At 67.1% G+C, this 23,366-nt stretch carries 24 protein-coding genes; 15 read left to right on the forward strand and 9 right to left on the reverse strand.

Annotated elements, in window-relative coordinates:
- Nucleotides 1–2: 2 nt before the first annotated feature.
- The 10 genes from nrfD (at nt 3) to F464_RS0114185 (ending at nt 9,510) form a co-directional block, all read left to right on the forward strand.
- Complete coding sequence (gene nrfD / locus F464_RS0114140) at nt 3–860, forward strand: NrfD/PsrC family molybdoenzyme membrane anchor subunit (RefSeq protein WP_018990481.1); 858 nt, start codon at nt 3–5, stop codon at nt 858–860.
- A 24-nt stretch (nt 861–884) separates the two neighbouring features.
- Nucleotides 885–3,524 (forward strand): molybdopterin-dependent oxidoreductase, encoded by a 2,640-nt coding sequence (locus tag F464_RS0114145; RefSeq protein ID WP_018990482.1) that lies wholly within the window; start codon nt 885–887, stop codon nt 3,522–3,524.
- A 74-nt stretch (nt 3,525–3,598) separates the two neighbouring features.
- On the forward strand, nt 3,599–4,444 hold the full coding sequence (locus F464_RS0114150) for a TorD/DmsD family molecular chaperone (RefSeq protein WP_018990483.1): 846 nt from the start codon (nt 3,599–3,601) through the stop codon (nt 4,442–4,444).
- 19 nt (nt 4,445–4,463) lie between these two features.
- A complete protein-coding gene (locus F464_RS0114155; RefSeq protein WP_018990484.1) occupies nt 4,464–4,913 on the forward strand; it encodes a DUF309 domain-containing protein in 450 nt (149 codons plus the stop codon).
- Nucleotides 4,910–5,605 (forward strand): beta/alpha barrel domain-containing protein, encoded by a 696-nt coding sequence (locus F464_RS0114160; protein ID WP_018990485.1) that lies wholly within the window; start codon nt 4,910–4,912, stop codon nt 5,603–5,605. Before F464_RS0114155 ends, F464_RS0114160 begins: the two co-directional genes overlap by 4 nt.
- Nucleotides 5,602–6,072, forward strand: coding sequence for a hypothetical protein (locus F464_RS0114165; RefSeq protein WP_018990486.1), 471 nt, complete (start codon nt 5,602–5,604; stop codon nt 6,070–6,072). Before F464_RS0114160 ends, F464_RS0114165 begins: the two co-directional genes overlap by 4 nt.
- Entirely contained in the window at nt 6,069–7,178 is a 1,110-nt protein-coding gene (locus F464_RS0114170) for a 4Fe-4S dicluster domain-containing protein (protein ID WP_018990487.1), read from the forward strand. The genes F464_RS0114165 and F464_RS0114170 overlap by 4 nt, the downstream gene beginning before the upstream one ends.
- A gap of 22 nt (nt 7,179–7,200) precedes the next feature.
- Nucleotides 7,201–7,593 (forward strand): hypothetical protein, encoded by a 393-nt coding sequence (locus F464_RS0114175; RefSeq protein ID WP_018990488.1) that lies wholly within the window; start codon nt 7,201–7,203, stop codon nt 7,591–7,593.
- 199 nt (nt 7,594–7,792) lie between these two features.
- The gene (locus tag F464_RS0114180) at nt 7,793–9,262 is read left to right on the forward strand and encodes a permease (protein WP_026295997.1); all 1,470 of its coding nucleotides are present in this window, start codon (nt 7,793–7,795) and stop codon (nt 9,260–9,262) included.
- 2 nt (nt 9,263–9,264) lie between these two features.
- Complete coding sequence (locus F464_RS0114185) at nt 9,265–9,510, forward strand: thioredoxin family protein (protein WP_018990490.1); 246 nt, start codon at nt 9,265–9,267, stop codon at nt 9,508–9,510.
- A gap of 14 nt (nt 9,511–9,524) precedes the next feature.
- Here the strand turns inward: F464_RS0114185 and F464_RS0114190 are convergent, their stop codons facing one another.
- From F464_RS0114190 to F464_RS28560, 5 genes are all read right to left on the reverse strand, one after another.
- Nucleotides 9,525–11,951, reverse strand: a complete 2,427-nt coding sequence (locus tag F464_RS0114190) for a heavy metal translocating P-type ATPase (protein WP_018990491.1) — start codon at nt 11,949–11,951, stop codon at nt 9,525–9,527.
- Nucleotides 11,952–11,961: 10 nt separating this feature from the next.
- Entirely contained in the window at nt 11,962–12,120 is a 159-nt protein-coding gene (locus F464_RS30960) for a hypothetical protein (RefSeq protein WP_157353772.1), read from the reverse strand.
- A gap of 33 nt (nt 12,121–12,153) precedes the next feature.
- Nucleotides 12,154–12,648 carry a hypothetical protein gene (locus tag F464_RS0114200; RefSeq protein ID WP_018990493.1) on the reverse strand — a complete coding sequence of 165 codons (495 nt, stop codon included), beginning with the start codon at nt 12,646–12,648 and terminating at the stop codon, nt 12,154–12,156.
- Nucleotides 12,649–12,727: 79 nt separating this feature from the next.
- Nucleotides 12,728–13,420 (reverse strand): methyltransferase family protein, encoded by a 693-nt coding sequence (locus F464_RS0114210; protein ID WP_018990494.1) that lies wholly within the window; start codon nt 13,418–13,420, stop codon nt 12,728–12,730.
- Nucleotides 13,417–13,710 carry a DUF2933 domain-containing protein gene (locus F464_RS28560; protein WP_018990495.1) on the reverse strand — a complete coding sequence of 98 codons (294 nt, stop codon included), beginning with the start codon at nt 13,708–13,710 and terminating at the stop codon, nt 13,417–13,419. Before F464_RS28560 ends, F464_RS0114210 begins: the two co-directional genes overlap by 4 nt.
- 298 nt (nt 13,711–14,008) lie before the next feature.
- Between F464_RS28560 and F464_RS29945 the strand changes: the two genes are divergently transcribed.
- Nucleotides 14,009–14,404, forward strand: coding sequence for a CopK family periplasmic copper-binding protein (locus tag F464_RS29945; protein ID WP_018990496.1), 396 nt, complete (start codon nt 14,009–14,011; stop codon nt 14,402–14,404).
- A 133-nt stretch (nt 14,405–14,537) separates the two neighbouring features.
- Here the strand turns inward: F464_RS29945 and F464_RS30965 are convergent, their stop codons facing one another.
- Nucleotides 14,538–14,807: a hypothetical protein gene (locus tag F464_RS30965; RefSeq protein WP_157353774.1), complete on the reverse strand. Its 270-nt coding sequence runs from the start codon at nt 14,805–14,807 to the stop codon at nt 14,538–14,540.
- Nucleotides 14,808–15,118: 311 nt separating this feature from the next.
- Between F464_RS30965 and F464_RS28570 the strand changes: the two genes are divergently transcribed.
- The 3 genes from F464_RS28570 to F464_RS0114240 all read left to right on the forward strand — a co-directional run bounded on the left by F464_RS28570 (nt 15,119) and on the right by F464_RS0114240 (nt 18,690).
- Nucleotides 15,119–16,000: an EAL domain-containing protein gene (locus F464_RS28570; protein ID WP_018990498.1), complete on the forward strand. Its 882-nt coding sequence runs from the start codon at nt 15,119–15,121 to the stop codon at nt 15,998–16,000.
- A gap of 190 nt (nt 16,001–16,190) precedes the next feature.
- Nucleotides 16,191–17,558, forward strand: coding sequence for a chromate efflux transporter (gene chrA, locus F464_RS0114235; protein ID WP_018990499.1), 1,368 nt, complete (start codon nt 16,191–16,193; stop codon nt 17,556–17,558).
- Between the two features lie 82 nt (nt 17,559–17,640).
- Nucleotides 17,641–18,690: a patatin-like phospholipase family protein gene (locus F464_RS0114240; protein ID WP_018990500.1), complete on the forward strand. Its 1,050-nt coding sequence runs from the start codon at nt 17,641–17,643 to the stop codon at nt 18,688–18,690.
- A gap of 47 nt (nt 18,691–18,737) precedes the next feature.
- On the opposite strand, the gene F464_RS0114245 is transcribed toward F464_RS0114240, so the two are convergent.
- Nucleotides 18,738–20,117 carry an MFS transporter gene (locus F464_RS0114245; RefSeq protein ID WP_018990501.1) on the reverse strand — a complete coding sequence of 460 codons (1,380 nt, stop codon included), beginning with the start codon at nt 20,115–20,117 and terminating at the stop codon, nt 18,738–18,740.
- Between the two features lie 56 nt (nt 20,118–20,173).
- Complete coding sequence (locus F464_RS0114250) at nt 20,174–21,394, reverse strand: M20 aminoacylase family protein (protein ID WP_026296000.1); 1,221 nt, start codon at nt 21,392–21,394, stop codon at nt 20,174–20,176.
- 63 nt (nt 21,395–21,457) lie between these two features.
- Here F464_RS0114250 and F464_RS0114255 point away from each other — a divergent pair, with 63 nt between their 5' ends.
- Nucleotides 21,458–22,366, forward strand: coding sequence for a LysR substrate-binding domain-containing protein (locus F464_RS0114255; RefSeq protein WP_018990503.1), 909 nt, complete (start codon nt 21,458–21,460; stop codon nt 22,364–22,366).
- On the opposite strand, the gene F464_RS0114260 is transcribed toward F464_RS0114255, so the two are convergent.
- Nucleotides 22,340–23,254, reverse strand: a complete 915-nt coding sequence (locus F464_RS0114260; protein ID WP_018990504.1) for a LysR substrate-binding domain-containing protein — start codon at nt 23,252–23,254, stop codon at nt 22,340–22,342. The two genes, F464_RS0114255 and F464_RS0114260, sit on opposite strands and share 27 nt — an antisense overlap.
- Nucleotides 23,255–23,366: the final 112 nt, after the last annotated feature.

Consider the following 23,366-nt stretch of genomic DNA (forward strand, 5'->3'; position numbering starts at 1 on the left):
CCATGGGCGATTACGTCTGGTTCCACGATGTGTCGTGGCACGCGACCTACGCGATCTACTTCTTCGTCATCGGCATTTGCGCGGGCCTGTCCTTCCTGTCGTACGGCTCGTGGCGCACCGAGGCGCTGCGATCACTGCGCGAGAAGGCGGCCTACGGTTCGTTCGCACTGCTGGTCGTGGGCGGCCTGCTGCTGATCGGCGATCTGTCGCAGCCGCTGCGCTTCCTCAACGTCCTCAATCCCGCCTATCTCAACTTCACCTCGCCGCTGGCCTGGGGGGCGCTCAACATCCTCGCCTTCGGTATCGCGTCTGTCCTGTATCTGGTCGCATTGAGGCAGGGGAACGAGGCGCGCGGCAAGCTGCTGGCGACCATCGCTGCGTTGCTGGCATTGGGGCTGCCGATCTATACCGGCTATGACCTGACCGTGCACCAGTCGCGGCCGGTGTGGAACACGCCGGTGATGCCGGTGCTGTTCGTCGCGCTGGCCGTCGCTTCGGGTTCCGCGGTGGGCGCCATCCTCGCCGGGGCGAACCAGGCGGCGCAGAAGCTGCTGCGCGAATACATGCTGTGGTCGACCGGCGCCGTGGGCGTGATCCTGATCTCGATTCTCGGCACGACCAGCTACGGCGGGGCGGCGCAGGAGCTGACTTTCATGATCATGACGACCGGGACGATGGGCCTGATCTTCGTCGGCATCGGCATCGTCGCCGGCACCGCTGCGCCGATCGCGCTGTTGCTCGCGCCCTTCGGTCGCCAGCAGATGGGGGCCGTGCTGGCCGGCGTGCTCGTCCTCGCCGGTGGTGCCGCGCTGCGCTATGCGCTGCTGATGGGGCCCCAGCAATTGCAGACCCTGTACTGAGCGGACCGGCAAGGAGATCACGTCATGGAATTCCCGAAAATCACACGCCGTACTTTCCTCAAGGTCAGCGCCGGCACCACCGCGGCAGCGGCCACCGCACCGCGCTTGCTGCACGCGATGGAGAACGAGCTCGGTGGCAAGGATTTCGATCCGGTGAACGCCGCCGAGCGCAAGGCCATCCCCATCAACTGCCACGTCTGCAACATCCAGGACGGGGCCATCGCCTACGTCGAGAACGACCGGGTGGTGAAGCTCGAAGGCAATCCGGAACACGTGTCCACCCGCGGCCGGCTGTGCGCCAAGGGTAACTCGGGCATGTGGTACAGCTACGACCCCGACCGCATCCTGTATCCGCTGCGGCGGGTCGGCGCGCGCGGCGAAGGCAAGTGGAAGCGCATCACGTGGGACGAGGCGCTGGCCGAAGTCGCGGAGAAACTCGACGCCGCGCTGAAGGAGGATCCCAACACGATCATGATGAAGTACGGGCGCAACCGTACCGGCGGCACGCTCGATCGCTTCATGCAGACGTTGGGCTCGGCCACGGTGGTGAATCACACCTCGGTGTGCGAATCCTCGAAGAAGGTCGGCATGGAGCCGACCTGGGGGCCGGACATCGAGACGCCCGACTTCGCGAACGCGAAGTACGTGCTCAACTTCGGCTCGAACGTGCTGGAGGCCGCGTACTTCCACAACCCCTTGTCGCAGCGCGTGACCGAAGGGCGAATCGACAACCAGATGAAGATCGTCACCTTCGACGTGCGGCTGTCGAACACGGCAGGTTTCTCGGACGAGTGGATTCCGGTGTTCCCGGCGACCGACGGTGCGGTGGCGCTGGCGATCGGCCACGTCATCCTGCGTGAGGACCTGCAGGACAGCGATTTCATCAACACCTGGACCAACGTCACGGTCGATGAGCTGAAGGCGCATTACGCGCAATACACGCCGGAATGGGCGTCGAAGATCTCGGGTGTGCCGGTCGAGACCATCGAGCGCATCGCGCGCGAGTTCGCGACGACCAAGCCCGCGACGCTGTTCACCTATCGCGGTCCGGCCAAGCACCTGTACGGCTCGTACAACGAGAAGGCGTGCATGATGCTGCCGATCATGACCGGCAACGTCGAGAAGCGTGGCGGCTACTGCCTGCCGCGTGGCATGGGCTGGCCGCAACCGGAGCCGCAGCCCGGCAAGCCGGCGAAGGCTTCCTACCTGTCGCGTCCGCCCGACTATCCGCTCGCCGCGCACAAGGTCAGTCACCTGGTGCCGTTCTGGATCGCCGAAGGGAAGCAGAAGATCAACGTCTACTTCACCTACCAGGACAACGCGGTCTATACGAACCCGGGATCGACGGCGGTGTGGGGCAAGCTCTACAAGGACGAAAAGCTGATTCCCTTCCTCGTCTCGATGAGTCCCTTCATGGGAGAGGAAACGGCGCTGGCGGACCTGATCCTGCCCGACTGCCCCTATCTCGAGCGCTGGGAACCGGAATCGATGCCGAACTCGCTGTGGCCGTGGCTCGGCATCCGTCAGCCGGTGCACAAGTCGCTGGGCGAATCGCGCGAGAACCGCGTGTTGCTGCGCGACATCATCTGGAAGCTCGACCCCGACGGCTCGCGTGGCATGAAGAAGTTCTGGGACTTCAAGGACGGCGAGGACTACATGCGCCATCACTTCGACAACGTGCCCGGGCTCAAGGAGGCCGGCGGTCTCGACTTCCTGAAGAAGCACGGCGTGTGGCCGATCTACGGCAAGCTCGACCCGCGTACCGGCAAGGTCACCGACAAGACCGGTCGCGAGATCCAGGCCGAATACGGGCTGTTCCGCAAGGAGTTGTCCGTCGCCGACATGGAAGGAACGGTGGTCGATGCCCACGGGCTCATCAACAAGAACGGCAAGGCCATCGGCATTCGCCGCAACGGCAAGAACTACGTCGGCTTCCCGACGGGCAATCGCCTGATCAACGTGCGGGTTGATGAATGGGCCGAGTACGGCTTCAACCCGATGCCGACCTTCAAGCGCATCCCGTGGCATGAGGCGATGCAGGACGACGAGATGATCCTGTCGACCTTCAAGCTCAACGTGCACAAGCAGTCGCGCACCGCCGCGGTGAAGTGGCTGGCCGAGATCGCGCACAGCAATCCGGCATGGATGAACCCGGAAACGGCGAAGAAGCTGGGCGTAAAGACCGGCGACCTGGTGCGCATCGAAAGTGCGGTCGGCTACCTCGTGACCAAGGCCTACGTCACCGAGGGCATCCACCCGAAGGTGGTGTCGATCCCGACCGGATTCGGTCACTGGGAATACGGCCGGCTGGCGACGCTCAGGCTCAAGGACCGCAAAGGCGACGCGAGCCATGGTGCCGACGACCCCGACCTCGACAACGTGTGGTGGGACGACAAGGGGGTGCATCCCAACAACATCATCCCGGTGGTCGCCGACCCGATCGGCGGTTCGCAGGGCTGGTTCGACACCGTTGTGAAGGTGACGAAGGCGGGGCCCAACGACAAGTACGGTGATACCCAGGGAGACTGGGACAAGCACGTGGCGGCCTTCAAGGAGACCATGCGCTACGCCTACACCGGCGACCTGCACCGCAAGATGCATCCGGAGATGGCGTCCTGGGGCGGGCCGGAGAGCGTCAAGGGCAAGGCCCCGGGCGGTCATTGACGTGTCGGCGGCCAGCCTGTTGAAAGGGAAATCCGGCCCGCGGACGACGCGGGCCGGGGGATAGCGGAGGCCCTATGCTGAAGACCATGTTTGCCCTCGACGAAGAGCCGCACCCGAGTGCTCCACCTCAGCCCATGCAGTCGCCGGAGCAACTGCGAAGCGAGTGCGTTGCGCGAACGGGTGTCTATCGGCTTCTGTCCGCGGCCTTCATCGAGGAGCCCGGTCGGGAATTCCTCGCCGCGCTGCGACAGCCCGACGCGCTGGCGTCCCTCGCCGAGGCCGGCCTCGCCTTCGATGACGATTTCGCTGCGAGCGACCTGGACGCACTGGTAGATCGCCTGTCGTGCGAATACACCACGTTGTTCGCAGCGTCAGGCGGCTTTCCGCCGGTCGAATCGGTACGCCTGACCGGCCGCTACAAGCAGGAGCCGCATTTCCAGGTCGGCCAGATCTACGCACGCTGCGGTTTTGTGCTGGGCAGGGGGCGTTTCGAGATCTTTCCCGATCAGCTCGGCGCCGAACTGATGTTCGTCGCGGAACTGCTGGAGCGCAGCGTGCAGGCGCTCGACGCCGCTGAAACGGCCGAATTCGCGCGTCTGGAACGCGAGATCAAGCGCTTCTGGACGCTGCATTTGGGACGTTGGGTGCGCGGCTACGGGCGCCTGCTCGAACGGGCGGCCGAGCATTCCTTCTATCGCGAGATGGGGCGTTTTCTGAGCGGCTTCGCCGACGAGGAGATCGCTGCGATGCGCCTGCGCATCGAGGATCTCGACCAGGCCCGCGTGGTCGTGCCGAAACGCGAAATCCGGGTCGAGTTCAATCCGGATGAGCCGGTGTGCAATGGCTGCGGGCCGGACCCGGGCGCGGAAGCCGGCACTCGCCCGGTCGCGACGGTTCATCCCCTGCACGATCTGCGTTGAGCGCACCGGAGACGCCATCATGCTGCTCGACCTGCAATCCCGCCCCATCCTGCCGCCGGATCGTCAGGTGCTGTCGGAACTCGACTGGAGCGAAATCGCCGCGCTGTGGAACGGCAACGAGCTGAGCGCGCTGCACGACCTGCTCAACGAGCGCTGGTCGCGGCTGATCCGCAACAGCGTGCTCGGTACCGCCGACCCCGAAGCGGAGTTCCTGCAGGGGTTGGCTTTTGCGGCGCTGGCATTGTTCTTCACCCAGCACCGCAACCAGGAAGGCGCGCTGATCCTGCTCGACGACGCAGTGTTTGCCTTGGGCAAGTACCGGCCGCGTTTTCTCGGCGTGCAGGTCGAGCCGATCGTCGGCTGCCTGCAGGAGATGCGCCCGCTGATCGCGTCGCTGCCGGCTGACGGCGAGAACCCGTCCTTCCCCTTCGTGTACGCGAAGTTCGAGTACGACCGGGCGGCGCCATGAACGTGCAATGGCACTGCCTCGCCGAGTGCAGCGACGTTCCTCCCGAAGTCGATCCGGCGGACGTCTTCGCCTTCGATGGCGAGGGGGGCGATGGCGAGCGCGGCGCGGTGGCGGGCGTCGTGCTGCGCACGGAAGGCGAGGCGCGCGCCCAGGCCTTGCTCGTGGCGGGTGCTGCCACGGTGTTCATCGGGGAGGCCGCCCTGCGCGACAGCGCGATGGTCGAACGGCTCGCCGCGAAGTTCGGTGCCGGGCGCATCGGACTGTATGTGCCGGCACGGCGGATGGAGATCGGCTGGTCCTTCGACACCACTTCGAACGCCGACTTCAGGGTCGTGACCCCCTCGCAGTGCGAGCCCTGCTGGGAGATCCTGCGCGCCGACGGCTCCCGCAGCGGCGTAAGGATGCACTGGTGGCTGGGCGAGATGATGAAGCGCGGCGCCGCGGCGGCCCTCGTGCAGGTCGACATCCGCGACGACACCGACCTCAACCTGTGCGCCGGGCTCGTGGAGGACTTCGGCGAGCGTATCTGGCTCGGGCCGCTCGACGACCGCGACCCGGCGTTTGGCGACTGGACGACCTACGGCCGGATCGAGCGGATTGCGCTGGCACCGACGCTGTTCGCACGCCGGGATAGCCTGCTGCCGGCCGCGGCACCGGAGTGCGAAGTCGCCGCGAGCGGGGAGCCGGCATGACGCGTGCAGCCGGACGGTTCGTGCGTGTGTTGTGCGTGATCGCCGCGTTTGGCGTGGCGCCCGCGTGTCATGCCAGCGCATCGCTCAGGAACGAAACGCAACTGCAGTTCGCCCTGAGGTCGAGTCCGCCGTGCTGCGTCATCGACGGACGTGCGGAGGCGCAACGGAAGGCCCATGCCTTGCCCGATGCGCTGGTCTACCGCAAGGATCTCAAGATCAATCCGGTGGCGACGGTGGTCGTCGTCGCGGACAGCGATGCACAGGCGCTCGCCATCGCCGAAGCGCTTGCCAGCGCGCATCCCGGCAAGACCGTGCTGGCGGTCGAAGGCGGCGTCGCGGCATGGGAGGCGGTCGTGCGCGCACTCGCCGCCGATCCGCCCGGCGGGCGGGCGCTCGACTTCGTCATCCCGAGCAACACCTGCGAGCACGGCGCGCCCTTGCAGCAGTTGCGGACGAGCCCGAAATGAGCCTCGCCTATCCGCAATTCCGTTCCAGCCGGTGCACCCGCTACCGCTATCGCTACAGCGAATGCAGCCGCTGTGCGGATGCCTGTCCGCACGAGGCGATCACACTGTCCGACGAAGGTGCGGCGCTCGACTCCACCCGCTGCCAGAACTGCGCGCTGTGCGTCAGCGCGTGCCGCACCGGGGCGTGGGAGAGCGAGGCCTTCAAGCCGATCGAACTGTTGCGGCAGGCGATCAAGCAGGAGACGTTCTCCTTCGCGTGCGCGCCCTCGGGTCTGTCGGCCGATGCGGTCGTGCCCTGCCTCGGCGCGATCGACGCGGCGACGCTGGCCTATCTCGCCAAACGCCGGATTCCCGTCAGCCTGCATGGCACCGCCCATTGCGCGGATTGTGCGCATGCCCCGCGCGGGGCAGCGCAACTGGCGCTCGATCTGGACGCCTGTGCGGTCCTGAGCGTGGCGGCGGAGCCTGCGGAGCGCGGACCTTGGCTCGCCCCGATGCTCGCCGACGATCCCGCGGCCACGGCGCCGGGCGGGAAGGGCGGATTCGCCCCCTCGCGCCGGCAGCTTTTTCGTCGCCTGCTAGGCCGCGGCATGGACGAGATCGCGAGTGCTGCCGAGCCCGTCGACGCCGCACCGCCGGTGCCGGACAAGGCCATCCGCGCCGGCGCCTATGCGCTGCCCGAGCAGCGGGAACTACTGCAGATCGTGTGCACGCGCGGTGACGAGCGCCCGTTCGAAGTGCCGATGCACGAAGGGCTTCCGCTGATGGCGCTGGTGCTGCACCCCGGCTGCACCGTCTGCGAAGCCTGCTTCCGTGCCTGCCCGACCGGCGCCATCCAGATCGAGGAGAGCCCCGCGGACTGGCAACTCAAGTTCGATGCCGACCGCTGCGTCGCGTGCGAGGTCTGCGTCGAAGTCTGCCAGCCACGCGTGCTCGACGCCGCACCGGTATTCGATGCGCGGCCCGAACAGCCGGCCCGCGTGCTGCACGCCCTGGCGAAGCAGCGCTGTGCGCGTTGCGACCGTCATTTCGTCTCCGCCAGGCCTGAAGAAACCTGTCCGATCTGCCGCGACGACGAAGACGCGTTCGCGGCGATCTTCGGCTGATCGCCGCGAGGAGAACACGATCATGGAATGGGAATTCACCGCCGAACAAGTCGTGAAGGGTGACGTCGATTACGGCCTCGAGCAATTCAGGCGCGACCTTGGCGAGGAAGTGCGCATGAACATGGCGTCGGCCGACGAGCTGCAGCAACAGTGCGCGTACAAGCTCATCTACGACATGTGCTACGCGCTGGCGACCGATCGCAAACTCGATGACGTCCTTGCGACCTATGCCTATGACCCGCCGACCTGCCAGTTCCTGCGCGAGGTCGAGCCGCTGATGAGCGGCAACGTCGGGATGCTCGGTGCAATCCTCCAGCGCATGATCATGGATGGGGTGGAGGCGGGCATGTCGCTCGAGCGCGCGATCGACGAGGCTGCCGCGCGACATCAGGTGGCGGTTGACGTCGCTGCCTGAGCGGCACAGACCCAGGCAGCGTTTCGTTAGTTAGTTGGCATCGAAGGAGACTGATCGGCGCGATAATGAAACCCGCGCTGATGGCTACCTCGTCTCCGACCTGTTGCCGGGCGTTCCGCCTGCCGTCGCGGCCGTGCCGGAAGGGCTGCAGGCGGTGCTCGTATTGGAGCCGGGGCCACTGCGTGCCAAGGAGCATGTCATGGACTCGTCTTCATCGTGGATCCTGCCCGTCTTCTACGGCGGGCTCGGCAACCTCGCGGCCTATCTCGCGGCACACGTGCTGTTGTGCCTGCTGCCGGCCTTCTTCATCGCCGGCGCGATGGCAGCGCTGATTCCCAAGGAAACCGTCACGCGCTTCCTCGGGCGCAATTCCAGCAAGGCGGTGTCCTATCCGGCCGCCGCAGCCGCGGGATCCCTGCTGGCGGTATGTTCGTGCACCATCGTCCCGCTCTTCGCCGGCATCTACAAGAAAGGCGCCGGGCTGGGGCCGGCGATCACCTTCCTGTTCTTCGCGCCGGCAGCGAACATCCTCGCGCTCGTCTATACGGGCGGCATCATCGGGCCGGATCTCGCCATTGCGCGGTTCCTGCTGTCGCTGACCTTCGGCATCGGCATAGGCCTGATCATGGCGCTGATCTTCCGCGCCGACGACGCCGCGCACGACCTCGCGACCGACAGCCCCTTCGCCGCGCAGGGCGAGGGTATGGGCCGGGCGCCGCTGTTCTTCCTCTTCGTGTGGGTGGCGCTGTTGCTCGCCGGCACGCTCAAGCTCGGCGTGCTGACTGGCACCTATATGGATTTCGAGCTGCCGCTCGCCGATGCGCAAACCTGGCAGGGCGCGCTCGATCATCTTGTGCCCTACGACGCGGCGAAAGGCGAGGAGGGGGTGTCGCTGCAGGGCGCGGGGCTGATCGCCCTGCTCGCGGTGATCGGTTTCAGCGCGTGGCGCGGGCTCGAGAACATCCAGGACGGCGCGAACGCATGGACGTGGACGAGCCTTGCGACGATCGCTCTCACGCTGCTCGTCGCCGCGCTGTCGGTGCAGGCGGCGCCGGAAGGGCTGCGGATCGGCCTGACCGGCAAGTTCTTCGGGGTCGCGGTCGCCCTGGCTGGGGTCGGGCTGATCGCACGCGCGCACCTCTCGCCGGACGAACTGCGCGACTGGCTGTGGGAGTCGTGGCGCTTCGTGAAGCAGATATTCCCGCTGCTCGTGATCGGCGTCTTCATCGTCGGCATGATCCGCGTGGTGATCCGGCCCGAATGGATCGAGATGCTCGCGGGTACCAACTCCGCGATCGGCAACCTCGCGGGCGTGGCGTTCGGCGTGTTCATGTACTTCCCGACGCTGGTCGAAGTGCCGATCGCGAAAATGTTCCTCGATCTCGGCATGCACCGCGGGCCGCTGCTCGCCTACCTGATGTCCGATCCCGAACTCTCGCTGCAAAGCATCCTGATCATTGCGGCGATCATCGGCCGGCGCAAGACGGCGACCTACGTCGGGCTCGTGGCGCTGTTCAGTGCCGTCGCCGGCTTCGCCTACGGCGCGTGGGTCGACGGCGTGTCGCTGTTGCGGCTCGCGCTATGGCTGGGCGCCTTCATCGGCGTGCTGGCCGCGCTGCTGTCTGTCGCCAGCCGACGCGCCGCATCCTCCCTTGTGAAAGGAGTCTGAAAATGGTGAACATCAAGGTTCTCGGTCCCGGTTGCGCGAACTGCCGCAAGCTCGAGGAAGTCGCACGCGAGGCGGTCGCGTCGCTGGGGGTGCAGGCGGAGATCAACAAGGTCACGGACATGAACGAGATCATCGCCTACGACGTCCTGAAGACGCCCGGGCTGGTGATCAACGGGAAGCTCGTGTCGTCCGGACGCATTCCGACGCCCGCAACCGTTGCGGAGTGGGTGCGGGCGGCAATGTCCTGAACGGGAGAATCCGGTCAGCGGGCCGGGGGCGTCGTGCGACGCAGCCGCAGTGCGTTCGTGACCACCGACACCGAGCTGGCGCTCATCGCCAGCGCGGCCACCATCGGCGACAGCAGCAGGCCGGTGAAGGGGTACAGCAGGCCGGCCGCAAGCGGCACGCCGAGCGCGTTGTAGACGAAGGCGAAGGCGAGGTTCTGGTGCATGTTGCGCACCGTCTCGACCGAGATGCGGCGCGCGGCGGCGATGCCGCGCAGGTCGCCCTTGACCAGTGTGAGCTGCGCGCTGGACATCGCGACGTCGGTGCCGGTGCCCATCGCCACGCCCACGTCCGCGCGCGCGAGCGCGGGCGCATCGTTGATGCCGTCGCCCGCCATCGCCACCACGCGTCCTTCGCGTTGCAGCCGGGCGACCAGATCGTCCTTGTCCTTCGGCTTGACCTCGCCGAGCACTTCCGCGATGCCCAGCCGCGTGCCGACGGCGCGCGCGGTCGTCAGTCCGTCGCCCGTCGCCATGACGATGCGGTCGATGCCGTGCGCGCGCAGCTCCGCCAGGGCCTCGGGTGTCGTTGCCTTGACTGGGTCGGCGACGGCGACCAGCCCCGCGGCGACGCCGTCGATGGCGAGCATCATCACGCTCGCGCCTTCCAGACGCAGGGCTTCCGCCTGGCCTGCGAGCGCGTGCCAATCGACGCCTTCTTCGTCCATCAGCGCGGTGTTGCCGAGCACCACCTTGCGTCCGTCGACCGTGCCGCGCACGCCGATGCCCGACGACGATTCGAAACTGTCCGGCTTGGACAGCGTCAGCCCGCGGCCCCGTGCCTCGCCTACGATCGCGTGGGCCAGGGGGTGTTCGCTGCCCTGATCGAGGCTCGCGGCGAGGCGCAGCACCTCGTCGGCCTCCCAGCCGGGGGCGGCGATGGCGGTGTGGTACGCGGGGTGCCCTTCGGTGAGCGTGCCGGTCTTGTCGACGATCAGGGTGTCGACGCGGCGCAGGTTTTCGATCGCCGCGGCGTCGCGGAACAGCACGCCCTGCGTTGCGGCATTGCCGGTCGCGACCATTACGGACATCGGCGTCGCGAGCCCGAGCGCGCACGGGCAGGCGATGATCAGCACCGCGACCGCGTTGATGAGGCCATAGGCCCAGGAGGGGGAGGGGCCGAAGAGGCCCCAGCCGAGGAAGGTCAGCGCCGCGATCGCGACGACCACGACGACGAACCAGCCCGCGACGCGGTCGGCCATGCGCTGCATCGGCGCGCGCGAACGCTGCGCCTGCGCGACCATCTGCACGATCTGCGCGAGCACGGTCTGCGAACCGATCTTCTCCGCCTGCATCACCAGCGCGCCGCTGGTATTGAGCGTCGCGCCGATCACCTTGTCGCCGGCAGTCTTGGATACCGGCATCGGCTCGCCGGTGAGCATCGATTCGTCCACGGCGCTGGCGCCTTCGAGCACGACGCCATCCACCGGCACCTTCTCGCCCGGGCGCACGCGCAGGCGGTCGCCCGGATGCACGTGGGTCAGGGGGACGTCTTCCTCGCTGCCGTCGGCGTTGATGCGCCGTGCGGTCTTGGGCGCGAGGCCGAGCAACGCCTTGATTGCCGCGCCCGTCTCCGCGCGGGCGCGCAGTTCCAGCACCTGACCGAGCAGGGTCAGCGAGACGATCACCGCGGCGGCTTCGAAATACACGGCGACGTGCCCGCCAATGCGGAAGGAGTCGGGAAAGACGCCCGGTGCGACGGTCGCGACGACGCTGTAGCCGTAGGCGGCACCCACGCCGGTACCGATCAGCGTCCACATGTTGGGGCTGCGATTCGTAATAGATTGCGCCCAGCGCACGAAGAACGGCCATCCGCCCCACAGCACGACGGGCGTCGCGAGCAGCAGCTCGATCCAGGGGCGGGCGCCGCCGAGCAGCGGATCGATGATCCGGCCCGACATCGCGATCGCGGTGACGAGGATGGTCGCGGGCAAGGGCCACCAGAAGCGGCGGCGGAAGTCGGCCAGCTCCGGATTTTCGCCCCCCTCGAGTTCAGGCAGCACCGGTTCCAGCGCCATGCCGCACTTCGGGCAGGTGCCTGGGCCGGGCTGGCGGATCTCGGGGTGCATCGGGCAGGTGTATTCGGCGGCGGTCGGCGCTTCCGGGGATGAGGGAGCCTGCGTCGCGGGTTGCAGGTAGCGCTGCGGTTCCGCGTTGAACTTGGCAAGGCACTTCGCGCTGCAGAAGTGGTACTCGTGGCCGGCGAAGGTGGTGTGGTGGGGTGAATCGGGCTTCACGCTCATGCCGCACACCGGGTCCGTAAACGCGGCCGAGTCCTGCGGGGCCGCGGGTGAGGGGCGGGTGTGCGCGTGTTCGTGCGTGGGTTCGTGGTGCGCGGCATGTCCTTCATGCCCATGGTGTCCGTCGCCGTGACTTTCATGGTCGTGATGGACATGTGCGCGCATGGAGCCGTCCTCAGTCATGGTCGCCCCCCTTGCCGCGCGGACGACGGGCCGCGTAGATCGCCGACGGCGAGCTGCAACAGCCGTCGGGCTTGGCATTGCGGTGCGCGCGCTCGTTCTCCGCCATCCATGCGCGCAGGCGCTGCAGCAGGGTTTTCAGGGATTCGAGCATCGCGCGTTTCTCCATGTGCTTGCGGGCGGGCCGTCACTTCGCCGGGCGCTTGCCCGCCGGGCCGCCCATGCGCTCCATCATCATCTGCATCATGTCCATGCGCCGTTCCATCTGGTGCATGCGCTGCATCATGGCGTCGGGCGAAGCGCCGGACGGGTCGGCACCCATCATCCCGCCCATCATGCCCATGCCTCCCATCATCCCCTTGCCGCCCATCATGGCGCAGCCCATCGGCGCCCCATCGCCCGCGGCCATCTGCTGGCCCAGCATCATGTTCTCGCGCATGGTCTGCATGTGCTGCATGAGCAGCTTCTGGCGTTCTTCGGGCGATTTCGCCGCGGCCAGGGCGTCGAGTTGCGACTGCATTGTCGCGGCGTTGTCGCGCATGCGCTGGACCGTCTTTTCGGGCGCCGGGGCGGGCGCCGTCGCGGCGGCCGCCTGGTCCGGGTGGTGGGCATCATCGGCCCAGGCCGGCGACAGCGCCGCGAGGGACATGGCGCATGCGGTGGTGGTCAGCAGCGATTTCATGATTGTTCTCCTGATTCGGCCCAGGCCGGCGACAGCGCCGCGAGGGACATGGCGCATGCGGTGGTGGTCAGCAGCGATTTCATGATTGTTCTCCTGATGAATGTTCGCCGCGGTGATCGGCGATCGGATGGGTGGCGGATTTCGTCCGGCGAGGGAAGAAGGCCGGGGTCTTCCGCGCGTAGTGCTGCCAGTCGGCACCGAAGCTCGCGGCCGCCTCGCGCTCCTCGCGACGGGCGAGGCGCACGTAGGCGAAGACGAGGACGGGGAACATCGTGAGCGTGATCAGCGTCGGCCATTGCAGCAGGAAGCCCGCCATGATCACGACGAAGGCCGCGTACTGCGGGTGGCGCAGGCGGGCGTAGGGGCCGGTGGTGGCCAGCGTGCCGGTGGCCTGCGCCGCGTAGAGCACCTTCCACGCCGAAGCGAGCAGCCAGAAGCCGCCGCCGATCAGGATGCCGGAGAGGATGTGGAAGGGGCCGAAATGCGGGTTGGCACGCCAGCCGAACATCACTTCGAGCAGGTGTCCGGCGTCGTGGGAGAGGAAGTCGACACCGGGGAATCGGGCCGCGAGCCAGCCCGACAGGAGGTAGATCGTCAGCGGGAAGCCATACATCTCGGCGAACAGTGCGACGATGAACGCCGAGAACATGCCCAGCGTGCGCCAGTCGCGCGACGAACGCGGCTTGAAGAAGCTGGCGGCGAAGAGGATGAATACGGCCGAGTTGATCGCGACCAGCGACCACAGGCCATAGGCAGGGCTCGATTCGGTCATCGCGGGTCTCCGTTTTTGGCCGCGTCGTGGTGAGTGCCGTGGCCGCCGTGGCCGCCGTGGCCGTGATGCATGAAGAGATGCATCAGCGGGCAGGCCAGCAGGAACAGCCAGGGGAGAATGCCCAGGAGATGGATCCGGTGTTCGAAGCCCAGCAGGATCGCGGCGATTGCGAAGAAGATGCCGAATACCCAGCGAGCGCGGTTCGGTCGGGAGGCGTCCCTCATCGGGGCGGGCACGGGAGAGTGTTGCGGGCGCATGGCATCGATCCGCTGTTCCGATGAATTCATCATAGACCCCGGATATCGACTTCACCCTGACGCGATGATTACATTGCTGTCAGCATTCGCAAAGGACTCGACGATCCCGGATTTTGTGCCCTTGTTTTGCAGGTGGATCGCCATCGTCGGATGACGATCGATCTATGCGAACTGAATATGTATGCTGCGTGCGAAGGATTTCCTGAAAATGACGAAGAGCTGAAAAAAACGTAATTTCGCGGTCATCGTCCCGTCGGGGGGGCTTTCCTAGCATTCGATCATGGTTGCTCGCATTCGAGCGCCACAACCGGTCACTGCAAGGAGACTCATCATGAAACGCACATCGATCCGCATCGTCTTCGCATCCATTCTGCTTGTCGCTCCGCTGGCGGCATCGGCGCATACCGATTATTCCGAGGGCGGCTCCGGCCATTGGCTCGATGACGTCAGGGTGGCGCCGGCCAAGCCGTCGAGTCCTGCATTGCGCGAGAAACTCCGCGATGGGTACGGCGCAGACGCCGTGCAAAAATCCTACGATCTGAAGGACGGCTCAACGCTGCATGTCTTCGCCGACGGCAAGATGGCCATGGAGGACCGCTACGGCCGTCCGTTCTCGATGGACCAGGGGCACACGATGGAGACGGCGGACGGCAACAGGATCGCGATGCAGGGGAATGAGGTCTGGCGCCTCGACAGTCTGCTGCATTCCAACCATCGCGGGCGCTGAACGCGAGTGAGGGAGGCGGCGCGTCGTCGCGGCCGTTCTCCCCGAGTACCCAAGGCAAGGCCAGCGCGGGCAGATCGTTCCGGATATGCCCGCGCTGGCCGGATTGTCGCGAATCGGGTGTGGCAGCCGTTGCTTACTTGAAGTCGCGCTGGTGATTGTGGCGGTTGGCGGCGGTCTTTTCCGGCGTCCGCTTCGCGGCCTCCGACCCGGACGAAGCGGCCTGTTCAGCACGCACGCCGATCTTTTCGCCCATGTGACTATGCCGAGGTGCGTTTGCCACAGCGGGCGTCTGCACCGCGCTTCCGGTTTGCTCCGCGGCCGGTGCCTGGGACGCAGCGTTGGTGCTCATTGACAGTCCGAGCGCCGCAACGGTTGCGGCGACGGAAAGAAGGGTGGTTTTCATGATGATCTCCGGCACTGTCCGGCGAATGCTCGTCCGGTGCGGATGCTCCGGAATCCTTCGCACGTGTTCCACAGTGTGCGCCGCTGCGACCGTCCTGCCGATGACGGCGGTATTACGAGTTTGTAAGGGGCGCTGTGCGTCGCAGCGAACCCGGGTATCGAAGGGCAGGCTGCCGGCTTGCCGTATAAGCTCAGCAGAATTTCATCGTTCACGCCCGTGAGATGGTCCCGTAATGTCGAGGTGCGACGATTCGCCGGTTTTCCGCGCACGATGCGTCGCGTTTCACCGTAGTTCACCGATGGGAGCCCGTCATGACCAGTCCGACTTCGCCGATCGCCGATCGCGTTCGCGATTTTCTCTACCGCCTGCCGCTTGAACGGCAGGCGGGCCGACAACTGCGCCGCCTTGCCGACGGCGGCGTCGTGGGAGACTGGTTCGGTTGCGAGCTGTCGAGCGTGTTTCAGCCCATCGTGGAGCCGTCTTCGGACCATGTCGTCGGGCATGAGGCTTTCCTGCGCTGCCTGGGCGGGGGCCGACGCGACCTGTCGCCGTGGATGTTGTTTTCGGCCGATGCCGACGATGACCGCCTGATCGCGCTGGACCGCCTCGCGCGCACCGTCCATGCCTTGAACTTCATCGCGTCGGTGGGCGACGACGGCCTGCTCTTCCTGAACGTGCATGGGCGCCTGCTGGCGGCCGTCGCGGGCGACCACGGCGCCGCATTCAGCAAGGTGGTCGACGCGCTCGGGTTTCCGCCCGAACGCGTCGTCATCGAGGCGCCCGTCGTCGCGAGCCGGCAGGTGGACCTGTTGAGTTTCGTGCTGCGTAACTATCGCCAGAACGGATTTCGCGTTGCCGTGAACGTCGAGTCCGTTTCGCAATGGCAAACGCTGGCGGGAAGCGTGCCGGCGGACTTCATCAAGATCGGCACGGCGGCATTGCAGGCGGAAGGCGACGCCGGGGAGGCGCTCGATGCACTGAGGGCGCGTGCGGGATCGGCACGGGTGATCGTGACGCGGGTCGAGGACAGGGCATCGGTGAATCTGTCGCAAGGTGTGCTCGCCCAGGGCTTTGCCTACGGCGCTCCGTTCGGCCGCCCGGCGGTGTGTTCGCCGCTGCGCTTTGCCGTGCGCCGGGAAGAGGGCGTTGGTGGGGGTGTTGGGGCGATCGGTTGGGTTCCGGTCTCCGGCTGAGCGGAGGCGGTAGCGTCATCGGGAACGACATCGCCCCTGTGTTGCGCGTGACTCGATTGGCACTGTGCGGAAGGGGCAGCGGACTGCATACTTCCGCGTTCGCCAGCATCCGCCGGGGCGGGCTCGTCGCATGGCACGGCGAGCGTCCTCATGTCCCGTCCGCCACCTTCGACGAGGCCACATCGCAACAATGAGCAGTCCCGCACCGACGACCGAAAGGAATGAACACGCCACTGCGCCCGCGCCGGTCGGGTTCCGCGAGGCTTTCCTGTTCTGGCTGAAGCTCGGTTTCATCAGCTTCGGCGGGCCGGCGGGGCAGATCGCGATCATGCACCAGGAGCTGGTCGAGCGCCGACGCTGGATCTCCGAGCGGCGATTCCTGCATGCCCTCAACTACTGCATGGTGCTGCCCGGGCCCGAGGCGCAGCAGCTGGCGACCTACATCGGCTGGCTGATGCATCGGGCGCGCGGCGGGATCGTTGCCGGTGCGCTGTTCGTGCTCCCTTCGCTGCTGATCCTGATCGGCCTGTCGTGGGTCTATGTGGCCTTCGGCGAGACGACGCTGGTGGCGGGGCTCTTCTACGGCATCAAGCCGGCCGTGACGGCCATCGTCGTCCAGGCGGCGCACCGCATCGGCTCGCGGGCGCTGAAGAACAGGGTCCTGTGGGCGATCGCTGCGGCGTCCTTCGTCGCGATCGCCGGGTTCAACCTGCCGTTCCCGGCCATCGTCCTCGGCGCCGCGCTGGTCGGGGCGATCGGCGGGCGGCTCTCGCCGGACCATTTCCGTGCCGGCGGCGGGCATGGCATCGCCGACAAGGCTTTCGGCCCGGCGCTGATCGACGACGCCACGCCGACGCCCGAGCATGCGCGTTTCGCATGGTCGCGGGTTGCGCGCGTGCTGATCGTCGGCGGTCTGTTGTGGCTGGTGCCGATGGCCCTGCTCGCGGGCGCCTTGGGCTGGCAGCACACGCTGACTCAGATGAGCTGGTTCTTCACCAAGGCGGCACTGCTGACCTTCGGCGGTGCCTACGCGGTGCTGCCCTATGTGTATCAGGGCGCGGTGGCGCACTACGGCTGGCTGACGCCGACGCAGATGATCGACGGCCTCGCGCTGGGGGAAACCACGCCGGGCCCGCTGATCATGGTCGTGGCCTTCGTCGGTTTCGTCGGCGGCTACGTGAAATCGGTGTTTGGACCCGACAGCCTGTTCCTCGCCGGTGCGGTCGCCGCGTCGCTGGTGACGTGGTTCACTTTCCTGCCGTCCTTCATCTTCATCCTGCTCGGCGGTCCGCTGGTGGAGACGACTCACAACGACCTGAAGTTCACGGCGCCGCTCACGGCGATCACGGCCGCCGTGGTGGGGGTGGTGCTGAACCTCGCGCTGTTCTTCGGCTACCACGTGCTGTGGCCGCAGGGGCTGGGTGGCGGATTCGACCTCGTGTCGGCGCTCATCGCGCTGGGGGCGGCGCTCGTGCTGTTCCGTTTCAAGGCGAACGTCATCCACGTGATCGCCGCGTGTGCGGTGCTCGGGTTCGCATTTCGGATATTCATGGCCTGACCATCTGAAACACTCCCGTTTCCATTCTTGCTGTATTGTGCAATGCAGCAAAAAGGTGTCCATGCGTGGAAAGGAGTGGAACATGCTTCGCAAACGATGGTGGGCGGGCAGCCGCGGGGAGGTGCCCGCGATCAGCCTCGCGCTGCAGGGCGGCGGGGCGCATGGCGCCTACACATGGGGTGTGCTGGACCGGCTGCTGGAGGACGGCTGGGCGCTCGACGGCGTCAGCGGTACCAGCGCCGGCGCGATGAACGCCGTGGCCTTGGCGCAGGGCTGGACGCGCCGCGGCGCGGAGGGCGCGCGCGAGAGCCTGGCAGAGTTCTGGGAGGCGGTTGCGGCCAGCACGCCGCTGGAGCTCGACCTGCTGCACAGCATGAACCCGAACGGCAACGGCGCACTGCCCAATCCTCTCGGGATGATGCTGGGGATGACTCGGCTGCTGTCGCCCTACCAGTTCAACCCGCTCGAGCTGAACCCCTTGCGCGAGGTCGTGCATGCGCAGTTCGATTTCGAGTTCCTGCGCCGCGAGTGCCGCCTGCGCCTGTTCGTCGCCGCGACACGGGTGCAGACGGGCAAGGTGCGCCTGTTCCGCACAGCCGAACTTACCGAGGACATGCTGCTGGCGTCCGCATGCCTGCCGACCATCCACCATGCCGTGGAGATCGGCGGCGAGGCGTACTGGGACGGCGGTTTCAGCGCCAATCCCGCGGTCTACCCGCTGATGTACGAGTGCGAGACGCCCGACATCCTGCTCGTGCTGCTCAATCCGCTACGCATCGCGGCCGCGCCGCGCAGCGCCGGGGAGATCGCCGACCGTACGGTGGAACTGGGCTTCTCGGCCACTTTCCTGCGCGAGATGCGCATGATCGCGCATGCCCGCGCCTATCTGGAGGCGGGCAGCGGCTGGGTGCCGCACGGGCGCCTCGAGCGCAAGCTGATGGGGCTGCGCTTCCACATGATCGAGGCGCAGGAGCTCGCCGAGAGCGGCAGCGGCAGCAAACTCAACGCGGCGCGCGCCTTCCTGCACGAGCTGCGCGACCTGGGGCGCGCGCGGGCTGCGAAGTGGGTCCGCAACAAGCGGCAGCATGTCGGCAGCCAGGCGACGGTGAATCTCGGCGAGGTGTTCACGTGAAATGAAAAAGCCGCCCCGGGCGAGGGGGCGGCCGGTTTGCGCGGGTTTCAGGCGCGGTTGAGAGCGGTGCGCGGGAGGATGGCGGCGTCCCTGCCGCCCTGTCCGGCCTGCGGTGCCGGGCTGTCCTCATCGACCGATGCGAGGTGCGCGATGTGGGTGCGGTCGGTGAGGAAGAGTGCGGAGACGAGGCCCAGGGCGGCCGCGAACATCACGTAGAACACCGGCGCGATGACGATGCCGGTGTTCTGGATCAGCCAGGTCACGATGAACTGCGCGAAGCCGCCGAACACCATCACCGCGACGTTGTAGGCGAGGGCGAGGCCGGTGGAGCGCACGCCGGCGGGGAACTGCTCCGCCATCACCGCCGAGATCGGCCCGAAGAAGACCGCGAGCAGGACGCACAGCACGATCTGCATCGTGATGAGCCGTTCGAACGAGGGCGCCGCATGGACCCAGGAGAGCAGGGGATACGAGGCGACGAGCAGGCCGGCCGCGGCGACGATGACCAGGATCTTGCGGCCCACACGGTCGGACAGCGCACCGAACACCGGCATCAGGATCGTCATCAGCGCGACCGCGATCACCTGCGCGGTGAAGGCGTCGGATAACGCTATGCCGAGCTGCTTGCTCGCGAAGGTCGGCATGTAGACCAGGATCACGTAGAAGCCGACCGTGCCGCACACGGTGACGCCCATGACGGCGAACACTTCGCGCAGGTGGTTGCGCAGCATGCGGACGAGGGACTGCTTTTCGGCGGGGGCCTTGTGCGCTTCGAGGAAGGCTTCGGTTTCCTCGAGGTGGCGGCGGATCCACAGGCCGACCGGGCCGATCAGCAGCCCGATCATGAACGGGATGCGCCAGCCCCAGGCGTCGAGCGCCTCGGGCGAGAGGTTGCGTGTGACCAGTGCCGTGACGCCGGCGCCGCAGAACACCGCGAGGCCCTGGCCGAACATCTGCCACGAGCCGTACAGGCCCCGTTTGTTGGGTGGTGCGCTTTCGATCAGGAAGGAGGTCGCGCTGGCGAACTCGCCGCCGGTCGCGAAGCCCTGCAGCAGGCGCGCAAGCACGATCAGTAGCGGGGCGGCGAGGCCGATCGCAGCGTAGGGCGGGGCGAAGGCGATCAGCGCGATCGACACGGTCATCATCGCGATGATGAGCTGCAGCGCGGCCTTGCGGCCTTTGCGGTCGGCGTAGATGCCGAGCAGGATGCCGCCCACCGGGCGCATGAAGAATCCTACGCCGAAGGTCGCGGTGGTCATTAGCAGCGAGCTGTATTCGCTTTCGGCCGGGAAGAACAGGCGTGAAATCACCACGGCGAGGAAGCCGAAGACGATGAAGTCGTACCATTCGAGTGCGTTGCCGATGACGGCCGCGATGATCTGCTTTGCGCGCGGGGCGGCCCGCGTTGCGGTGTCGTGACTGCTCATTCCGTGTGTCTCCTCTCGTAGATGCATGAGTTGTTGTTTTGTGTGCGGCCTTGCGGTCAGCCGCCGAAGAATCGCCTTGCGAGCGCCACCCAGAAGGCGGCGCCGGGCGCGAGGCAGGCGTCGTTGAAGTCGTAATGGGGGTTGTGCACACTGCATGGGCCGAGGTGCTCGCCCCCGGCGAAGCCGTTGTCGCCGTTGCCGATCAGCAGGTAGCAGCCGGGCACCTGCTGCAGCATGAAGGCGAAGTCCTCGCTGCCCGAGAGCGGCGGTGCATTGCCGTCCACCTTGTCGTCGCCGACCAGCTCGCGCGCGACGTCCGTCGCGAAGCGCACCTGCTCGGCGCTGTTGATCAGCACCGGGTAGCCGCGCTCGTAGCGGATGTCGCAGCCGACGCCGTGGGCGGCGGCCTGCCCGCGCGCCAGTTCGCAGATGCGTTGTTCCAGGCGGTCACGCACTTCGGGGCGCAGCGCGCGCACGCTCAGTTCGAGTTCGGCGGTCGCGGGGATGACGTTGTAGGTCTTGCCGGCCGACATGCGGCCGACGCTGATCACCGCCATGTCGACCGGATCGACGTTGCGGCCGACGATGCCTTGCAGGGTGAGCACGGTGGCCGCCGCCGGCAGGGTCGGATCCGCGGCGAGGTGGGGCAGGGCGCCGTGGCCGCCCTTGCCGTCGAAGCGGATCAGCACCTTGTCCGACGAGGCCATGAAGGGGCCGGGGCGGAAGCGGAAGTGGCCGGTCGGTACGCCGGGAAAGTTGTGCATCGCGAAGATCGCATCGCAGGGAAAGCGCTCGAACAGGCCTTCCTCCAGCATGCGCTTCGCACCGCCGCCGCCGCCCAGTTCTTCGGCGGGCTGGAAGATCAGGTTCAGCGTGCCGCTGCCGGGCAGGCGGCCTTCGTGATGCAGGCGTCCGAACACCTGCGCGGCACCGAGCAGGATCGCGGTGTGGCCGTCGTGGCCGCAGGCGTGCATCCGGCCGGGATTGCGGCTCGCCCAGGGCAGGCCGGTCTCCTCGTGGATCGGCAGCGCGTCCATGTCGGCGCGCAGGCCGAGGCGCGGGCCGCCCTTGCCGCCGTCCTGACCCCAGCTCAGGGTGCCGACGACGCCGGTTGTGGCGATGCCGGTGTGCACCTCGAAGCCGCATTCGCGGAGCTGGTCGGCCACCAGGCGGCTGGTCTCGAACTCGTCGAAGCCCAGTTCGGGATGCTGGTGGATGGCACGCCGCCAGGTCTTCATGGCGGCTTCGTCGGGGAGGTGGCGATCAGTTGTGCTCATGGATTGATAATAGGATTTGCTAACGATTGCGGAAGGCGGTACTTTTTCCGGGGTGACAACCAAATGTGTTCACTGACCGCGATGAAGGACCATCAACTGAAGGCGCTCGTGCAGGTGGCCGATGCCGGCTCGATCCGGGCGGCGGCGCGGGCGATGCACCTCAGCCAGAGCGCGCTGACGAAGGCGCTGCGCGAGCTGGAGGAGGATGTGGGGGCGGAGCTGCTGACGCGCAGCTACAAGGGCGTGGTGTTCACACCCGCCGGCCAGGCGCTGCTGGCGCGCGCGCGGCTGGCGCTGGCGACGCTGGAGAAGGCGCGCGAGGAGGTGCGCCTGCTGCGCGGCGGGGCGGGGGCGCGCATCGCCGTCGCGCTGACCCCGCTCGTCGCGGCGACGGTGCTGCCGCGCGTGCTGGCGGAATTCCGGCGCATCCAGCCGGACGCCGCGCTGAGCCTGGAGGAGGGGCTGCTGACGAACGTGGTGCCCGGCATCCTCGAAGGGCGCCTTGATTTCGCGGTGGCGCTCGCCAATGCGCAGGATCTTCCCTACGAAGTGGATTTCGAGCGGCTCGCGGACATTCCGGCCGTGCCCGCAGGCCGCATCGGCCATCCGCTCGGCGGGGCGCGGACCTGGGCGGAGCTGCGCGGCGCGAGCTGGGTGCTGAACCTGACCGGGGCGAGCCAGGGCAGCCACCTCGTGAACTGGCTGGAGGCCAACGGCATCGACGTGCCGGCGAGCACGGTGCGCTGCGCGTCGCCGACGCTGATGCTGGAACTCATGCGGCGAACCGACCATATCGGCTTCGGCCCGACCGTGCTGGTGCGCGACCCCATCTTCGGCGCCGGGCTGCAGGAGTTTGCCGTCGAACCGCTGCCGCCGCCGATGACGCTCGGCATCCTGAGCCTGCGCGGGGTGCCGTTGAGCGTCGCCGCCCGGCCGCTGGCGGGGCTATTCGCCCGCCACTTGCGCAACTGACGGCGTGGCCGAAGCGGCGGCCAGGGCGACGTCCGAGTTTGCGAAGCTGCTGGTGATGTAGTCCGCGAGGCAGCGTACCGCCTCGGTGGCGTTTTCCGGCCGCTCGTACAGACGCACGTCGAGCTCACCCATCGTGGGGAAGCCGTCGCGCTCGGCGAGGACCCGCACGCCTTCGGGCACCGTGCTGCCGGCGAGCAGGGTCACGCCCAGCCCCGCGCGCACGGCGGCGATGAGGCCGCTGTAGCTGGAGCTCATGTAGGCGATGCGCCAGGCGCGCTGCTGGCGGCTGAGCGTTTGCAGCACGCGGTTGCGGTAGATGCATGGCGGCGGGGCGACCACCAGCGACAGCGGCCGCTGCGTGTGGCGCTCATGGTCGAGGCTGGTGATCCATGTCAGCGGTTCGGTGAGCACCTTCTTGCCGCCGCGCGCCGCGGGGTCGTCGTGCAGTGCGATGACCAGGTCGAATTCGCCTTTCTCCTGCCGCGCCAGCAGGTTCTTGCTCAGGTCGCAGGTGACTTCGAGCATCACGCCAGGGTGCGACTGCGCGAACTTGCCGAGGATCACCGGCAGCAGCGACGCGGTGTACTCGTGCGGCGCGCCCAGGCGCACGCTGCCGGCCACCTTGGGCCGACGCAGGCTGCTGACCGCCTCGTCGTTCAGCGCCAGCATGCGCCGCGCATAGCCGGCGAGCGTGGCCCCTTCCTCGGTGAGCTTCACGCGATGCGTGCCGCGCACGAACAGCGACGCGTCCAGCATCTCTTCCAGGCGCCTGATCTGCAGGCTGACGGCGGACTGGGTGCGGCCGACGATCTCGGCGGCACGGGTGAAGCTGCCCGTATCCACGGCCTTCAGGAAGGTGCGCAACAGTTCGGTAGGGATGTTCTGCATGGTGCACCGTGCATTTGAAGAATTAATGATTTCATTTCAACTATCAAATTCGCTCATGTCAACACGTTGATACCATCCGTTCCGTTGTTTTGAAGCAGACCCTTGCATCAAC

Source organism: Aromatoleum toluclasticum ATCC 700605 (genome assembly GCF_000378245.1).
Lineage (GTDB): Bacteria > Pseudomonadota > Gammaproteobacteria > Burkholderiales > Rhodocyclaceae > Aromatoleum > Aromatoleum toluclasticum.

Coding starts and splice junctions, on each gene's coding strand:
- nrfD (WP_018990481.1), top strand. CDS start 3: ATGGGCGATTACGTCTGGTTCCACGATGTGTCGTGGCACGCGACCTAC.
- F464_RS0114145 (WP_018990482.1), top strand. CDS start 885: ATGGAATTCCCGAAAATCACACGCCGTACTTTCCTCAAGGTCAGCGCC.
- F464_RS0114150 (WP_018990483.1), top strand. CDS start 3,599: ATGCTGAAGACCATGTTTGCCCTCGACGAAGAGCCGCACCCGAGTGCT.
- F464_RS0114155 (WP_018990484.1), top strand. CDS start 4,464: ATGCTGCTCGACCTGCAATCCCGCCCCATCCTGCCGCCGGATCGTCAG.
- F464_RS0114160 (WP_018990485.1), top strand. CDS start 4,910: ATGAACGTGCAATGGCACTGCCTCGCCGAGTGCAGCGACGTTCCTCCC.
- F464_RS0114165 (WP_018990486.1), top strand. CDS start 5,602: ATGACGCGTGCAGCCGGACGGTTCGTGCGTGTGTTGTGCGTGATCGCC.
- F464_RS0114170 (WP_018990487.1), top strand. CDS start 6,069: ATGAGCCTCGCCTATCCGCAATTCCGTTCCAGCCGGTGCACCCGCTAC.
- F464_RS0114175 (WP_018990488.1), top strand. CDS start 7,201: ATGGAATGGGAATTCACCGCCGAACAAGTCGTGAAGGGTGACGTCGAT.
- F464_RS0114180 (WP_026295997.1), top strand. CDS start 7,793: ATGGACTCGTCTTCATCGTGGATCCTGCCCGTCTTCTACGGCGGGCTC.
- F464_RS0114185 (WP_018990490.1), top strand. CDS start 9,265: ATGGTGAACATCAAGGTTCTCGGTCCCGGTTGCGCGAACTGCCGCAAG.
- F464_RS0114190 (WP_018990491.1), bottom strand. CDS start 11,951: ATGCGCGCACATGTCCATCACGACCATGAAAGTCACGGCGACGGACAC.
- F464_RS30960 (WP_157353772.1), bottom strand. CDS start 12,120: ATGCTCGAATCCCTGAAAACCCTGCTGCAGCGCCTGCGCGCATGGATG.
- F464_RS0114200 (WP_018990493.1), bottom strand. CDS start 12,648: ATGAAATCGCTGCTGACCACCACCGCATGCGCCATGTCCCTCGCGGCG.
- F464_RS0114210 (WP_018990494.1), bottom strand. CDS start 13,420: ATGACCGAATCGAGCCCTGCCTATGGCCTGTGGTCGCTGGTCGCGATC.
- F464_RS28560 (WP_018990495.1), bottom strand. CDS start 13,710: ATGATGAATTCATCGGAACAGCGGATCGATGCCATGCGCCCGCAACAC.
- F464_RS29945 (WP_018990496.1), top strand. CDS start 14,009: ATGAAACGCACATCGATCCGCATCGTCTTCGCATCCATTCTGCTTGTC.
- F464_RS30965 (WP_157353774.1), bottom strand. CDS start 14,807: ATGAAAACCACCCTTCTTTCCGTCGCCGCAACCGTTGCGGCGCTCGGA.
- F464_RS28570 (WP_018990498.1), top strand. CDS start 15,119: ATGACCAGTCCGACTTCGCCGATCGCCGATCGCGTTCGCGATTTTCTC.
- chrA (WP_018990499.1), top strand. CDS start 16,191: ATGAGCAGTCCCGCACCGACGACCGAAAGGAATGAACACGCCACTGCG.
- F464_RS0114240 (WP_018990500.1), top strand. CDS start 17,641: ATGCTTCGCAAACGATGGTGGGCGGGCAGCCGCGGGGAGGTGCCCGCG.
- F464_RS0114245 (WP_018990501.1), bottom strand. CDS start 20,117: ATGAGCAGTCACGACACCGCAACGCGGGCCGCCCCGCGCGCAAAGCAG.
- F464_RS0114250 (WP_026296000.1), bottom strand. CDS start 21,394: ATGAGCACAACTGATCGCCACCTCCCCGACGAAGCCGCCATGAAGACC.
- F464_RS0114255 (WP_018990503.1), top strand. CDS start 21,458: ATGTGTTCACTGACCGCGATGAAGGACCATCAACTGAAGGCGCTCGTG.
- F464_RS0114260 (WP_018990504.1), bottom strand. CDS start 23,254: ATGCAGAACATCCCTACCGAACTGTTGCGCACCTTCCTGAAGGCCGTG.